This is a genomic window from Bartonella koehlerae C-29 (genome assembly GCF_000706625.1).
Lineage (GTDB): Bacteria > Pseudomonadota > Alphaproteobacteria > Rhizobiales > Rhizobiaceae > Bartonella > Bartonella koehlerae.
Genome location: NZ_KL407334.1, coordinates 1,523,493 through 1,538,248, shown reverse-complemented (window position 1 = coordinate 1,538,248; position 14,756 = coordinate 1,523,493). Strand labels below are relative to the sequence as shown.

General features: G+C 36.5%; 11 protein-coding genes, 1 tRNA gene and 1 pseudogene. 6 read left to right on the top strand and 7 right to left on the bottom strand.

Going from position 1 to position 14,756, the window contains the following annotated elements; genetic code table 11:
- Positions 1-1,047: 1,047 nt before the first annotated feature.
- A tRNA-Met gene (locus tag O9A_RS06575) sits at positions 1,048-1,121 on the bottom strand.
- A 168-nt stretch (positions 1,122-1,289) separates the two neighbouring features.
- On the opposite strand from O9A_RS06575, the gene O9A_RS06570 reads away from it, so the two are divergent.
- Entirely contained in the window at positions 1,290-2,246 is a 957-nt protein-coding gene (locus O9A_RS06570; RefSeq protein ID WP_034459878.1) for a Gfo/Idh/MocA family protein, read from the top strand.
- A 48-nt stretch (positions 2,247-2,294) separates the two neighbouring features.
- Positions 2,295-3,413 carry a DegT/DnrJ/EryC1/StrS family aminotransferase gene (locus tag O9A_RS06565; RefSeq protein WP_034459876.1) on the top strand — a complete coding sequence of 373 codons (1,119 nt, stop codon included), beginning with the start codon at positions 2,295-2,297 and terminating at the stop codon, positions 3,411-3,413.
- 257 nt (positions 3,414-3,670) lie between these two features.
- On the opposite strand, the gene O9A_RS06560 is transcribed toward O9A_RS06565, so the two are convergent.
- Complete coding sequence (locus tag O9A_RS06560; RefSeq protein WP_034460289.1) at positions 3,671-4,333, bottom strand: hypothetical protein; 663 nt, start codon at positions 4,331-4,333, stop codon at positions 3,671-3,673.
- Between the two features lie 27 nt (positions 4,334-4,360).
- Positions 4,361-4,951 (bottom strand): DUF1134 domain-containing protein, encoded by a 591-nt coding sequence (locus tag O9A_RS06555; protein WP_034459875.1) that lies wholly within the window; start codon positions 4,949-4,951, stop codon positions 4,361-4,363.
- 218 nt (positions 4,952-5,169) lie between these two features.
- Here O9A_RS06555 and chpT point away from each other — a divergent pair, with 218 nt between their 5' ends.
- Positions 5,170-5,808: a histidine phosphotransferase ChpT gene (gene chpT, locus O9A_RS06550; RefSeq protein WP_034459874.1), complete on the top strand. Its 639-nt coding sequence runs from the start codon at positions 5,170-5,172 to the stop codon at positions 5,806-5,808.
- A gap of 646 nt (positions 5,809-6,454) precedes the next feature.
- Here chpT and ctrA read toward each other — a convergent pair.
- Complete coding sequence (gene ctrA / locus O9A_RS06545) at positions 6,455-7,156, bottom strand: response regulator transcription factor CtrA (RefSeq protein ID WP_034460287.1); 702 nt, start codon at positions 7,154-7,156, stop codon at positions 6,455-6,457.
- A 570-nt stretch (positions 7,157-7,726) separates the two neighbouring features.
- On the opposite strand from ctrA, the gene O9A_RS06540 reads away from it, so the two are divergent.
- The gene (locus O9A_RS06540) at positions 7,727-8,113 is read left to right on the top strand and encodes a hypothetical protein (protein WP_034459873.1); all 387 of its coding nucleotides are present in this window, start codon (positions 7,727-7,729) and stop codon (positions 8,111-8,113) included.
- Between the two features lie 185 nt (positions 8,114-8,298).
- On the opposite strand, the gene sciP is transcribed toward O9A_RS06540, so the two are convergent.
- Positions 8,299-8,574 (bottom strand): CtrA inhibitor SciP, encoded by a 276-nt coding sequence (sciP, locus tag O9A_RS06535; protein ID WP_034460286.1) that lies wholly within the window; start codon positions 8,572-8,574, stop codon positions 8,299-8,301.
- 301 nt (positions 8,575-8,875) lie between these two features.
- Between sciP and mnmA the strand changes: the two genes are divergently transcribed.
- Complete coding sequence (mnmA, locus tag O9A_RS06525) at positions 8,876-10,105, top strand: tRNA 2-thiouridine(34) synthase MnmA (protein ID WP_034459870.1); 1,230 nt, start codon at positions 8,876-8,878, stop codon at positions 10,103-10,105.
- A gap of 32 nt (positions 10,106-10,137) precedes the next feature.
- On the opposite strand, the pseudogene O9A_RS06520 reads toward mnmA, so the two are convergent.
- A pseudogene (locus O9A_RS06520) lies at positions 10,138-10,955 on the bottom strand (TrmH family RNA methyltransferase).
- Between the two features lie 778 nt (positions 10,956-11,733).
- Here O9A_RS06520 and O9A_RS06515 point away from each other — a divergent pair.
- A complete protein-coding gene (locus O9A_RS06515) occupies positions 11,734-12,642 on the top strand; it encodes a cation diffusion facilitator family transporter (protein WP_034460284.1) in 909 nt (302 codons plus the stop codon).
- A gap of 99 nt (positions 12,643-12,741) precedes the next feature.
- Here O9A_RS06515 and O9A_RS06510 read toward each other — a convergent pair whose 3' ends face one another.
- A complete protein-coding gene (locus tag O9A_RS06510) occupies positions 12,742-13,644 on the bottom strand; it encodes a metallophosphoesterase family protein (RefSeq protein WP_034459868.1) in 903 nt (300 codons plus the stop codon).
- Positions 13,645-14,756 lie beyond the last annotated feature (1,112 nt).

Sequence of the window (14,756 nt, the reverse complement as noted above, 5' to 3'; positions counted from 1 at the left end):
CTACCATTTCCCGCCTATATTTTTCCTCTAAAGGAGCCACCCGGGCTGTTATTTCGGAATCATCTTCTGCATTTATGCTGTTTGGTGCTTCTGTAACAGTTACATTTTTCAAGGTAATTTTACTTTTTTTATAAGCATTTATTGTGTTTGTTAGTACGCTATCGTATGCACTCTCATAAATTTGTTATTGTGATATTTCCCAGTTTACTGTTATTACCAAATAGGCTAACAGCGTTTGCATAAACGTTGATATAGCCTTCTGTCATTTTAATGTACTGCTGTTCCTTAAATATCGTATTTATAGCAAAGTGTTAGTTCCAATTGGGGTACCAACTATGTATCTTCCAATAATTCATTAGAACTGTCAGGTTCTTCAATCATAATAATGGTTTCAAAATATGATTCTCTTTGCGGAGTAATAATGCCCAGCGCTAAATGCTTGCCAATGATTTTTCTATCCTTTGTTGCCAGAAGATTATCGTAGCTTTCGTTGGATATTTCTTTTTTATTCCCATTAAAAACTTTAAGAACTTTCGCATGTGCATTGAGATGAGTGTCGAAAATACGATTGCTACAGCTTTTGTATGCGATAGAAAGGACTTTTATATTAGTATTTTCCTTGCTTAATTTGTAATTTTCATTTTCTGCATCTTTTTATATAATAATATAAAATGAAGGTAGATTATTTTTATATAAATATTTTATTAAGTAGTCTTTTTAAAAGAAATTGTTTACTTCATGTTTTATTAAAAATGAACATCATATGATTATGATAAGAGAGTAAATAGTTAAGGGATATGCTGAAAAAGCAGAGAAGCTAACATGATTTAAAAGAGTATAGGAATTCTTATATACTATATAGTTGTATCTTTTTTAGAAAAAGTTTAGTTGCGGGCATTTTAGAATCAGTAAGGAGATAGATTTTTTTAAGAAGCTCTGTAGAGGTTTTTAAAAAGGCTTAGTAGCTCTTTAAAGCTTTATAGAAGAGTTCCTGAAAAGCTAAAAAAGGTATAAAATCTTCTGACAACTATTCCGAGAGAAAAACGGTAGCGGAGGAGGGATTTGAACCCCCGACACAAGGATTATGATTCCTCTGCTCTAACCTACTGAGCTACTCCGCCAAATAAAAAATATGATTACAATTTATTTTACCTTCTGCGGATATAAGAGGTAGAATAGTAAGATGTCAAGCATCGTTTTTAAGCTTTTCTCTTGTCATTCTATTTTATCATCGATATGGAGTATAGAGAAGTATAATTTTTATATGATGAGTAGGGTAAGGCATAAAAATGGTGCCACGTATAGCGGTTTTAGGGTGCGGTTATTGGGGTGGAAATCATATACGGACACTCCAAAGTCTTAGAGCTTTAGCAGCAGTTTCTGATGTTGATGGTGATCGTACTGCAAGTTTTGCAAGCCTATATGGCGTTGATGCTGTGGAGCCTGATGATCTTTTTATTCGTAAAGATATTGATGCGTTGGTATTAGCTCTGCCTCCACAATTTCATACAGAAAGTGTTTTGCGTGCTGTAAAAAATGGCAAAGATGTCCTTGTTGAAAAACCAATTGCTTTGGATGTTGTTAATGCTGAACGTCAAGTTCAAGCGGCTAGTGAATGCGGACGGATTCTTATGGTGGGCCATATTTTGCGCTTTCATCCTGCTTTTGAAAAAATATCTGAATTGGTGGAAAAGGGAGAACTGGGAGATGTGCGTTATATTTATTCTCATCGATTAGGCTTTGGAAAATTTCATACACAAAGCGATGCTTTATGGGATCTTGCTCCTCATGATCTCTCAATGATTTTGGCTTTGACAGGATGTGAACCCTCTGAAATTCGTGGAGAGGGGGCTGCTGTAATTGATCAGTGTTCTGATTTCGCTCATATTCATATGACTTTTCCAAATGGTGTCCGTAGTCATCTTTTTGTTTCACGCCTTAGTCCCTATCGTGAAAGGCGTTTAACGGTTGTTGGGACAAAGGCTATGCTCGTTTTTGATGATCTGGAACCGTGGAGCCGTAAAGTGGCATTTCACCCTTTTGCCGTTTGGAAGGAGAATCAAGAGTGGGCTTTTAGCACTGATGAGCTGAGTTACATTAATATTTATGAAGATTTACCGCTTACTTGCGAATTAAAGCATTTTCTTCATTGTATTGAAACACGTCGATCGCCTCGTACAAACGGCAATGATGCTATTGCTATTTTACGGATTTTAACTGCTGCTGGTATCAATTATCAGAGATAAAAGAGATTAGTAGCCTTTTGTATTCTTGTGATTATCAATGGAGTTAATATGCAATTCATCGATCTTGGGGCGCAGCGTGCGCGCATTGAAGATAAAGTGAATGCTGCAATTGCGCATGTGGTTGCCAGTGGTCAGTACATTTTGGGGCCAAAAGTGACAGAATTTGAAGAGCAATTGGCAGATTATCTTGGCGTTAAACATGTGATTGCCTGTGCCAATGGAACGGATGCCTTAAAGATGCCTCTTATGGCTAAAAATATTGGGCCAGGTGATGCTGTTTTTTGTCCTAGCTTCACGTTTTCAGCAACTGCTGAAGTGGTTGCTTTGGTAGGAGCAGAACCTGTTTTTGTTGATGTTTTTCCTGATACATTCAATATCGATGTTGAGAAACTTTGTGAAGCAATTGAGATGATTAAAAAAGAGGGACGTCTCAAACCAAAGGCAATTATTGCTGTGGATTTGTTTGGGCTTCCTGCTGACTATGCGCAAATTGCTCAAGTGGCTGCAAAGGAAAATCTTTTTGTGATTGAAGATGCTGCTCAATCAATGGGGGGAAGAAGCGGCAATATTATGTGCGGAGCTTTTGGTGATGTGGCTGCGACAAGTTTTTATCCTGCAAAACCATTGGGGTGTTATGGTGATGGAGGCGCTATGATGACCAGTGATGACAATTTAGCAGCACTTTTACGTTCTATCCTGTTTCATGGGAAAGGTAAAACGCAATATAATAATGTGCGTATTGGTTTGAATTCACGCTTGGATACAATTCAAGCTGCAATCTTGTTAGAAAAATTCGTTATCTTTGAAGAGGAAATGGAAAAGCGCGTAGCGATTGCGCAATATTATTCCGATAATTTAAGAGATATTGTCACAGTTCCAGAAGTGGTAGAAGATGCTCGTTGCGCTTATGCACAATATACTCTTAAGGTAGGAGACCGCGATAGATTACAGGATTATTTACAGAAAAATTCTATTCCTACAATGGTTTATTATAGAACTCCATTGCATCAACAGCCAGCTTATAAACACTTTCCTTATGTCAACGGTTCTCTTTCTGTTTCTGAATCTCTGAGAGATTGTGTTCTCAGTTTACCGATGCATCCTTATTTGACAAAAAGTGATCAGGATATGATTATCCAGAAAATAAGAGATTTTTATCATTCTTAAGAGAATGCTTTTACCTTTCAACCCATTTAATAACAGGCTTTGATTGAGAGTACATCTGTGAAAGTGTTTTAGAAAAGTGATAACTTAAAAAACAAAGTTACAAATTACATAAAGCACTTTTCTTTAATCAAGATAAAAGTTTTCTTATGTTTCTTTCTCTTAATACAAGGACAAATTTTTTGTAGTTATGGAAGATGCAGTTAATATGAGCATTCATTGATGCAGAAAATTATACTCAATCGTTTTTAAAAAACAACTCATGTAAGAGATGTGTTTTTTTTACAGGTTATTTTTTTGCGAATACGTGACGCTAGGTCCTCTTTGCTTTGAGAATTTTGGATCAATGTGTTGATGGGTGAATCTTCCCCTTCTTGCAGAGCTATTTGAGCAGCTAATGTTGCAGCTAATTCTTTTGTTTCTTCGCGTAGTTCATCTAGGAGTTTATGGTTAGAAGTAGCGTCGAGTTTATCGGTTTGAATTTCTTGCAAATGTTGCTGATAGTATGCAATTTTTTCACGCATGGTTTTGATCTCCATTATGAAAGTGTTTGTTGTAAAAGCACTGTTTTCGTTCTTTGTTGCGATAGATTCTTTTTCATACGAGGAATAAGACGTGTTTTGTGTGGGGAAACGTAGTCGATAGAGCTGTTCTATTGTCTGACTTAGTTGTATTTTCTGTTGGGCATATTTTTTTTGCAAAGCTTCGTATTTTTGTTCATTGTGCGCTAGTTCTACAGCGTGTTGTGCACGGAGAAAATCGTAGTTTGCTTGTATTTCATTCAAGGATAATGGAATTTGCGCAGAAACAACCTTCTGCGCAAAATGAAGCGCTTTGCGCCAAATAAGAGGGGAAAAAATTACGAGCAACCAAGAAGTTGCGGCAACACCAAGAATAAAAAAAAGAAATGATTGGATAAACATAAATCCCCTTTTTAATTGAAAGTCCATTTAAAATGGATTCCATGTTGGTTTAGGTGTTAATTTTAAATATCCTATATTGATACCAAGACGTGCACCAATTCCTGTACGTATTGGAACTAACAAGACATTATGGCGTTTTAGGACATGAAAACCAACACCTGCTATTAAATAGGCCGAACCTGAAATACCACCATAGCGTCCCCATAAATTATTTATGTTATTAAGATCATAAACTAAGATCATTAAACGAGAACCTTGTCCGCCAAAATCCCATCCTAAAGAAGGGCCTTGCCAAAAAACTTTATATTGACCGTAGATTTTAGTAAAAAGCTTTCCTTCGCCATAGGTTAATCCAGCAAAAAAGGCGCCAGAAGCTTCCTCACCTAAAATATAGGCATTTGGATAACCATATTGCGAAAAGATATTTTGAATTGCTACTGCTATACCGCTAGTGGTTTTTCCAAAAAAAATATGACCGGAATCAATAATTTCTTGCAGCGAATAATGGAGCTCTTTTTGTTCTATTGGTTGAGCATATACAGCGTTTATTGTTATGAATAAAAGGAAGATCGCAGATACAACGCTTTTGTACCAGCGTTTTAGGAGAGAGAGAACCATAGAACTTTTCCTTTTTATTAGTTACAATCAAAAATGATAATATTAGCATTTTTATTCGATTCAAATAAAAAATAAGGCCGTAAGGTTATTTAAATTCTTGAATTTGTTTCTGAAAAAAAATAGCGTGATTGTTCAAGTTTCCTATATGTATGCATTGGATGTTAAGAGTTTTTATTTAAAAAGAAGCTTGTTTTAAAATTTAGGAGTTCTCAATCATTATGACCTTAGCTGTTTCTTTGGAGTCTACTGATCTGGCTGCTTTGCTTTGTAGCCGCATTTGCCATGATTTGATTTCACCTGTTGGTGCTATTCAAAATGCTATGGAGCTCTATGATGAAGGAGGAGCTGAAGAGGATGCTTTGCAATTGGTGCGTTGGTCTGTTGCAAGTGCTTCTGCACGTCTCCAATTTGCTCGATTGGCTTTTGGTTTTGCAGGAGCGAGTGGGGGACAAATAGATACACGTTCGGCTGAACAGATTGCTCAACAATATATGAAGGAAGAAAAAGCAACTTTAAAATGGCAAATTCCTACTTTGCTTTTACCCAAAAATGAAGTTAAACTTTTGCTTAATTTGTTATTGATTGCAAATGCAACAGTTTCTCGTGGAGGAGAAATTGTTGTTATGATTGTGCAGGATGAAAATCAACGTTCTTTCCGACTTGAGATTTACGGGAAAACTCTCTGTATTCCTTCTCATTTTATTGCGTTATATAATGGGAAAATTCAGGAAGAATTTATCGATGCACATGTTATCCAGTTTTATTACACAATTTTACTCGCTCAGATGACAGATATGGAAATAAATATCAATGAAACTGACAGTTGTGTTATTTTGGAAAGTGCGAAGAGACTTTAAATAAGATAGAAGCGCTTAAAATGTGCTGGGAAAGGAGAGCTTAAATTGTTTTTGTGGGTGATAAAATTTTCCTAAACAGCAGGGGTGGGGGTTTTTAAAGGAAACGCATTGATTTATAAAAATAATTTATCGTTATTCAACTTGAATGAGAGCTCCGAATATCGTAAAATTCTCTCATCTCCAGCCTTCTTATAGTGAATTAATCAAAGCCATTTGTTTGCACATCACAAGTGGGGTTTCCGTGTGGATAAAATACTTCAAGAAAGGGTTAAAAATGTCTCTTATGAACTGTCTCAATGTAAGGGCTGTCGCAACATTTTGAGGCTGCAAAGAGAATGGAGAGTGCGGGTTTATGGCTTCATTAAACGTAGAGATGATGGTGTACAATGTCTTTACCATTATACCATTCATGTGAGTGCTGTCGTGCAATAAGTTTGGGTACTTTAAGAGATGTCTCTTTTAAAAAACTGCGTGAATTGGCAACACAATGGCGTTTTTACTTTGTGTAAGGGACATGCCCCCATTAAAACCTTAATTATTCTCTCTATATAAGATAAAAGATTTTTTGTGTGCGAGCCTTTTACTGTAACAGAGAAAAAATCTCGGCCCGCTACACTCCGAGATTTTACAATGTACATTTCATTGCTTAAGCGGTTTTACGTACGTTCTCTTCAATTGGATCACGTAACACATAACCACGTCCCCAAACTGTATCAATGTAGTTTATGCTAGAAGACACTGCTTCCAATTTTTTGCGCAGTTTACAGATAAAAACATCGATAATTTTAAGCTCTGGTTCATCCATTCCACCGTAGAGATGATTGAGGAACATTTCTTTAGTTAGTGTGGTCCCTTTGCGCAGAGAGAGAAGCTCTAGCATTTGATACTCTTTACCAGTTAAATGGACGGGATGCCCAGCAACTTCAACTGTTTTGGCGTCAAGGTTAACAGTAAGGTCGCCGGTAACAATAACCGATTGCGCATGACCTTTAGAGCGACGAACAACCGCATGAATACGTGCAATGAGCTCATCCTTATGGAATGGCTTCGTCATATAATCATCTGCACCAAAGCCAAAACCACGAACCTTGTCTTCAATGGCACTCATGCCCGAAAGAATGAGAACAGGGGTTTTTATTTTTGCCAATCTTAGGGTCCGCAAGACATCATAGCCTGACATATCAGGGAGATTCAGATCAAGCAAAATGATATCGTAATCATAAAGTTTACCTAAATCGACACCTTCTTCACCTAGATCAGTGATATAGACATTAAAATTTGCTGATTTTAGCATTAACTCAATACTTTGAGTCATTGCTTTATCATCTTCAATTAATAATACGCGCATTTCAGATCCCTCACTTCGTTCCTCCCGAATCAAGAGAAACATCTCTATTTTATAACAGCTGGTAAAATCACAGCTGATAAAATAATTCATAAAATTAAACACTTACAATAAAAGCGTTTATGAATATTTCAGTAGTACGCGTAACAATCACCACTGAATTTCCCACTATCTATCATAGTGGTTAACAAAATATTTTTATTTTTAAAAGAGGTTAACAAAATTATTTTAGAAAATCGTATATTTGTTCACTGAATAAAAAAGGAAATGTTTTTTTTTGCTAAATTTAACTTTAAAAAAGTCCAGTAAAAGGCGGTTTTAAATTACTTTTTAAATTTTAGTATTTATTTACCGAGCTTTAAATCTCTTCATTTTATAATGGAGGTGAAAAGTAAAAAAATGGTTATTGCTCTTTAAAGCAGGTTGTGTTTGCAAATGCTTTAAGGAAGGGCAGAAATTAGAGTTTCAAGTTTTTAAAATGGACTTTTTTCGTCAGAAAGAGTGTAACTAAAAAATTATACGTTAAGGGTGCGAATACAAATTTTGAGTTGGCGCAAACAAGGAGTAGTGAGTATGAAGCCACGGGAAAGTATGGTGCGATTGAAGATGTTTCAAGTGCGTGGAAAACGCCGTGAAATCGCACAGCTTGAGATGATGATTGTAGAATTTGAGCGAATGGTGTTAGAGTTGGAAGCACAAATTGTTCATGAAGAATGTAAATCTGGAAACAGTGATGTTCATCATTTTGCTTATTCTGCTTTGGCTCGTGCGACGCGGCAAAGGCGCGATAATCTTATAAATTCAATCCGTGATTTGCAACTTCAGAAAACAAATGCTGAAATTGCTCTCCATGAAGTCACCACAGAGCTGCAACGTGCACAGCTTTTGGAAGCACGGGAAAATGGGAGCTTAGCAGGTGAGAACAGTATCGTGATTCAATCTCATTCGATGACTGCATAACCTCGAAATGTTTAGGAGAAAAATGGAAGACTTTACATAAGTATGTTGTTTCTTTTCCAAAATAAAAGTTGTCATTTGAAGGATGACTCTTTGAGATATTTGTCTGCTGAAAGCAAAAAATAGCCAAACTGTTTTCAAGTTTGGCTATTTTTTATTAATAGTATTTTGATCCAAATTCATGGCAATTAATGCCTGTAGTGTTGGATTCTGGTTATCCGTAATCCAGCTAAGCCATATTCATCGATCAAACTTTGCCATGAAAGAAATTCTTCTACAGTCAAAGTATAGCGTTGACACGCCTCATCAAGACTTAACAATCCGCCTCTGACAGCTGCAACAATTTCAGCTTTGCGACGGATCACCCAGCGCCTTGTCGTTTCTGGCGGTAGGTCGGCGATTGTGAGTGGACTTCCATCTGGCCCAATAACATATTTCATTTGTGTTTTTATCAAGTTTGTCATTATATCGTCTACTGTTGTCAAAGACTTGATTCGTTTATAAAACATGAAATTTAAAAAAAAGCTAAACACATTGAGAGAAAAAATTAATAAAATAATCCAAAACATGAAAATATGGCTCAAAGTGAAGAGAGGCAAAGAGCTTATTACGCTTTTTTCGTTTTCGATCGCTCTAAAAGAGCTTATGCTATTGGTTGTGGAAAGAGTAAAAAAACAATATAAAACGACAGTAGATAGCATGAAAATTAAACAGCATGCTAAAAATACGAATGCATATGGTGCACATTAAATAGAGAATAAATAGATGTTTTTGAACAGTCTTGATTTGCCAGGACAACCTGAGAATTCTCGCATTGTTGTAGCGATGTCGGGGGGAGTTGATTCATCGGTTGTTGCAGGTCTTTTGAAAAAGGAAGGCTACGATGTCATTGGGATTACGTTACAGCTTTATGATCATGGTGCTACAACACATCGAGTGGGGGCATGCTGTGCTGGACAAGATATTGAAGATGCGCGCCGTGTAGCAGAGACGTTAGACATACCTCATTATGTTCTTGATTATGAAAAGCGATTTCGTGAAGCTGTGATTGATCCTTTTGCAGAAAGTTATGCACATGGTGAGACTCCTGTGCCTTGTATAGCTTGCAATCAGACTGTTAAATTTGCTGATTTATTAGCAACTGCGCGTGAATTAGATGCAGATGCTTTGGCAACGGGTCATTATATTCGTTCGCGTCCTCATGGTGTGCATCGAGCACTCTTTCGTCCTCTTGATAGCAATCGCGATCAGAGCTATTTTCTTTTCGCTACAACACAAGAACAGATTGATTATTTGCGTTTTCCACTCGGTGATCTTCCCAAAGCACGTGTTCGTGAAATGGCAGCAGAAATGGGCTTTGTTGTAGCCAATAAGCATGATAGCCAGGATATTTGTTTTGTTCCGCAAGGAAAATATTCTGATATTATTACAAAGCTGCGGCCAGAATCTGTCAATCCTGGGGTTATTGTGCATGTCGATGGACAGGTTTTAGGCAAACATTCTGGAATTGTTCATTATACTGTTGGACAGCGTCGTGGCATTGGTGTTGCAACCGGTGAAGCGCTTTATGTAATTTATCTCGATGTAGAAAATGCACGTGTCATTGTTGGTCCGCGTGAAATGTTAGAAACACATAAGCTTTTTTTGCGTGATGTGAATTGGCTTGGTGATGAACGGTTGGATAATTTTCCTCCGGATGGTATTGAGATGGCTGTAAAGGTTCGTTCAACGCGTCCTCCACATCTTGCTCGTTTACATTATCAAGATGGTGTTTTTTCTGTTGACTTTTTAGAGTGCGAAAATAGTGTGGCACCAGGGCAAGCTTGTGTTTTTTATGATGGAAATTCTGATGGAGCACGTATTCTTGGGGGTGGGTTTGTAACCCATTCAGAACGTGCTGCTGACACTGAAATGATGTTGAAGCGTGTTTTGTACAATTTGGAAACAAAATCTGCTCTGGCTTCTGAATTTAAAACAAAAGCTTCTTATACATAAGAATGATAGACACCATAGGATTATTTTACAATTTAAAGTGTTGTCCTCTTTAAAAAGAGCTTATCAAAATCGCTAAAATGGGCAAATATAATACCTGATTTTGTAACAATATTAAGATTGTCGAAGCCGTGAACCGTAGGAATCCGTGCAGTTTCTGATCTTTTTAGTATATGAATTGACAAGCCATCACCATCTGTTCCCAAAATAAGTGCTATCCTTTTTGTTATTTTTGTTTGCTTGAGAGTGTATCTGGCATAAAGATGAAAATCTGCATCATTGAGAGCTGCTATAATCTCATTTATATTAGCACCTTGCGTATAGGGTACCTTCAGAACTGCGCCAGCAGAAACTCTGATTGATTTTCGGTAAAGCGGATCGCATGAGGTTTTGTCAATGATAATGCCATTTACTAGCAAAGGCGGCTGCGTTACGAAAAATAGCGCCCATATTGTCATGATTAGAGATACTACATAAAACCAGAATCAGAGATTCTTTGGAAGATCATGTAAAAATTTTTGTAGCGATGGTGGCGTTTTACGTTCACCGATACCGAGTATTCCACGATGAACATGAAAATCTCCAATATCATCTATGATTTTTTGTGGAACGCAGTAAATGGGACGGGTTGGCTGTGTTACTTCTAAAAGGGGCATATTCCTGGAAGCAGTTTTTTCACCATGAGCAAGGGCAGAGTAGAAAATTCTTTTGAGTGCAGCAATGCTAATAAGGTGACTTTGCCTTCAGCAATAAATTTATGTTGCTGCCTAACAAAATCTTTTTCATGAATGTTGCGATAGTCTTTTAGACGGAGATCATCAGTTTCGTAAATTGTTATGATATTTAAATGCATACGGGGCTTTTAACGCTCTTTTTTTCAATTATCAGAGGTTGAATATTTGTTTTATTTTGAAGCGAGAGACGAAAAAATTTCATTATTTTAAAACTTATAGTAGAATCTATGTTGACAAAATACAACCATAGGTATAGTGTAAAAGTACCGAGTGCGGCACAGTAGTGTTTTCATATCGGGTGCAGAGTTTTGGGTCCCCGCTATTTCCTAAGCTCTGTATGCCCTTAATTCCTAAGGGAAAAGAATCTGGGTCCCCAATGCCCAGATTCTTTTTAGGGATAATCGTTTTTCTTTTTCATTCCTGAGTAAGTTTTTTCAGGTTGTTTAGCAGAGCTAGGTTTCTTGAGACACTCTAAGAACTAGGTTTCTGATGAATGGTCAGTAGCCTTTTGGGCTGTGCTCAATTCTGTTGATTGGTTTGATGTTCATAAAGATTGATAAAACAACTGTATAACTATGGTGCTAACAGATGATTTTTCAATTATAAGGCAGTAAAACTCTTAGGTAGCTAAAAAGCTATTGAGCTATTGATAAGTAAAATAATCTGTCTTTTCTGTCAGAGGATTTTTTGTTTTTTTTTGAGTCATATACGTTTTATTCTGGTTATCATGTTTAGCGTGTAACAGTACAGTTTTTGGAAATAACAATGGCAATCTGTAATAATTGTTTATTATATTGTGAAGTTTTTGTGATATTAAGAAATATTGGCGACGTATCAAAAATATTACTATATAGTTGAAAGTATTATTCCTTATTTTGTGAAGAAGAGGATATGGTTATGGATGTAAAAATAAATATACAGAGCTTAACCTTATACTCTATTTTCATTGCTTGTATTGTGTTTATTTTAAAATATTGGGTATATTGTATCACTGGTTCGGTTGCGCTTTATTCTGATGCATTAGAATCAATTGTCAATATCTTTGCGACCTTGGCAGCATGGTGGGCTGTTAAAATAAGTATGAAGCCGGCAGATTACGATCATCCTTTCGGACATCATAAAGCAGAATATTTTTCTGCGATTCTTGAAGGAGTACTGATCATTGTTGCGGCAATTATAATTTTAAGAGAAGCATGGATTGCTCTTTCGAGCGTTAAATTATTGCAAAAACCGGGAATGTGGCTTGTTATTCATTTGGTTTCAAGTGTCATAAATTATCTATGGGGTTTTATTCTGATTCGGCAGGGGAAAATCCATCGCTCGCCGGCTCTTAAAGCTGATGGAATGCATTTTATAACAGATGTTTTCACTTCACTTGCTATTTTAATTGGTTTAGTTGCCGGTTTTATAGGGGGATGGGGGATTTTGGATCCGATTTTAGCAATAATCGTTGCTATTAATATTCTTTTGCAAGGATGGAAGGTGATTAACAGTGCTGTTCAGGGGTTAATGGATGTTGGTGTTGAATTGAATGAAACCATGCGGATTCGTGAACTTATTTCTGCAAACGCACATGGTGCACTTGAGGTGCATGATTTGCTTACGCGTGTTGCTGGTAGAGTTACTTTTATAGAGTTTCATTTGGTTGTGCCGGCTGCAATGCCGGTAGAGGAAGCACATCAGATTTGCGATAGAATTGAAAGCATTCTTCAAGCAGAATTCGCCAATGTACGCATTTCTATTCATGTAGAGCCTGAGAATGAAGCGAAGTTGCCTCCTGGCACAACAGTTGTTCCTTTTATATAAAGAGATCTTTTCCCACCTATAATTATTATTTAAAGACATATGAACCAAACAATATTTGTGTTTTTTGGTGTTTTCACAATCTTGTTTTTTTTCAAAGTGTTAAAGATCAATTGTTTCAGTACACGCTACTTCATTGTTTTGATTAATAAGACTATAGCGCTGCAATTGGCAGTACCATTGCTGATTAAAGTTTTCAATGGAAAAGAAGTTAAAGCCTGCTGGGGGATTTCTATCACCAAAAGCTTGTGCTGCAGAAGCAACACCTACAATAGGAATTTTCCCCATTTTTCCTTTAATAATATTCAATGTGGGCAGGTGGGTGTGTCCATGAAGAACAAGTTCACAGCCGTGGTGTTTGATAACCTCTAGAAAACGCTCTATGCCCCATAATTTTTTATGCCAAGAGGTTGCATGATGAAAAGGGGGATGATGTATCATGATGACACGAAAAAGATTGCGCGTTGCTGCTTTGTTTAAAAGTTGCGACAAAGTTTGCGCTTGCATTTTTCCAAAATAACCAGACGCTTGAAAAGGTGGTGTCGCAATAGCAGAAGAAGCACCTATAATAGCGATATTTTTGCGAATACGTATGTAGGGAAAAGGAAGGGTATTCTTTTGGGGAAGATCACTTGTGATCCAAGGTTGAAAAAGAGTAGAGGCCTTTTGGAATGCTCCACGGACATAGGCGTCATGATTGCCAAATGTTAAAGAAATATTTTGAGGCTTACCTTGGTTAAGTAACCAATTGCGCGCTTGCTCAAATTCTTTATCCAGAGCAAGATTGACAAGATCACCGGAGATCATAAGATGGTCAGGTTTTTTCTTTTTTAAGGCCTCTATTAAAATTTCTAGGGTATTTGTGGCCATTTGGCTCTTACGTTTTCTTTGCCAATTAAGATAGCCAATAAGGCGCTTCCCAAAAAGCTCGAAGAAGGAAGGTTGTGGCAGAGGTGAAAGATGCACATCCGATATGTGGGCAAGACAAAACATGAGCGTTGGCATAACTTTGAAAATGATTTAGACAATAAAAAAGAATATAAGGTACGTTGGTGCATTTGGGAAGGCAAGAAAGAATTGTGCACCGAGAAATAGTATGTCGAAAATGTGATAAAAAACTTTTGGGGGAATTCACATTTTACGAGTCTTTGTATGGCAAAATGTGCATGATATGGTACGTTATTGTTTGTAATACTATATTGATTTATAATGATAACTTATCGTTTTGTATGTTGAGTGAGCTCTCTGAAGACCATAAGAATTTCTCATTTCAAATCTTCACATTTAGAAACAGAAAAAATATTCGTATGTATCTCATAAGTGAGATTGGCATGTGGTAAAAATTACTTAAGAAAGGAGTAAAAATGCCTTTCATGGAATCGTCTTAATGCAAGGGTTGTCGGTAATATTGGGAGTTGGTAAAGAGAATAAAAGTGCTAGCTTAACCCGTCATAAGTGCAAAGTAAAGATGGGAGCGTATAGTAGCTTTATACTTTTGTATTATACTCTTTACAGTCACTATGAGATGGATTTAAGAGGGATGAGAGGAGTTTCTTTAAAGTAAGTGCATGAATGGTAATAAATGGTGTTCTTTTTTTATGATTAGGGGTTGTTCCCATTAAAAACGCAATAAACATAAAGTGTAAGCAATTGCGTAATTTCCATTCCTGAAAAGATATTGTCATGGAGATTGTTGAAAGTTGTAAAGTCGAATTCAAGAGTGATGGAAAAGATTAGAATTGTTTTTTATCTTTACAGTTTTATATTCTTTTTCAATTAGGCTTTTTTCATGTTTTCGATTACCCAAACAGAGATATGCGAGACTCTTGCCTTAATCTGGTATAGGAAAGTTGGAATGGCTTGTGTTGTACGGAATCATCTTAATAATATGCGTCTTAAAAATGCATCTATGTTAGGCTTGGATGTTTATTTTATAGGAAAACATTAAAATACAAGCTTTATGAGGTAAAGAAGACTAATAAAATTCCCAATAAATCAGCAATGGATTAGGGGAAATCTCTTGGCTTTTTATTAGACATTCTGCAAAATAACATTAATAATACATCGGGTTATACGTCTGCTTATTTTTATAGATATTCGCATAAATTCTTTGCTTC

Excerpts from the sequence above, each read along its gene's own strand:
- O9A_RS06570 (WP_034459878.1), top strand. The coding sequence starts at position 1,290 with ATGGTGCCACGTATAGCGGTTTTAGGGTGCGGTTATTGGGGTGGAAAT.
- O9A_RS06565 (WP_034459876.1), top strand. The coding sequence starts at position 2,295 with ATGCAATTCATCGATCTTGGGGCGCAGCGTGCGCGCATTGAAGATAAA.
- O9A_RS06560 (WP_034460289.1), bottom strand. The coding sequence starts at position 4,333 with ATGTTTATCCAATCATTTCTTTTTTTTATTCTTGGTGTTGCCGCAACT.
- O9A_RS06555 (WP_034459875.1), bottom strand. The coding sequence starts at position 4,951 with ATGGTTCTCTCTCTCCTAAAACGCTGGTACAAAAGCGTTGTATCTGCG.
- chpT (WP_034459874.1), top strand. The coding sequence starts at position 5,170 with ATGACCTTAGCTGTTTCTTTGGAGTCTACTGATCTGGCTGCTTTGCTT.
- ctrA (WP_034460287.1), bottom strand. The coding sequence starts at position 7,156 with ATGCGCGTATTATTAATTGAAGATGATAAAGCAATGACTCAAAGTATT.
- O9A_RS06540 (WP_034459873.1), top strand. The coding sequence starts at position 7,727 with ATGAAGCCACGGGAAAGTATGGTGCGATTGAAGATGTTTCAAGTGCGT.
- sciP (WP_034460286.1), bottom strand. The coding sequence starts at position 8,574 with ATGACAAACTTGATAAAAACACAAATGAAATATGTTATTGGGCCAGAT.
- mnmA (WP_034459870.1), top strand. The coding sequence starts at position 8,876 with ATGTTTTTGAACAGTCTTGATTTGCCAGGACAACCTGAGAATTCTCGC.
- O9A_RS06515 (WP_034460284.1), top strand. The coding sequence starts at position 11,734 with ATGGATGTAAAAATAAATATACAGAGCTTAACCTTATACTCTATTTTC.
- O9A_RS06510 (WP_034459868.1), bottom strand. The coding sequence starts at position 13,644 with ATGCCAACGCTCATGTTTTGTCTTGCCCACATATCGGATGTGCATCTT.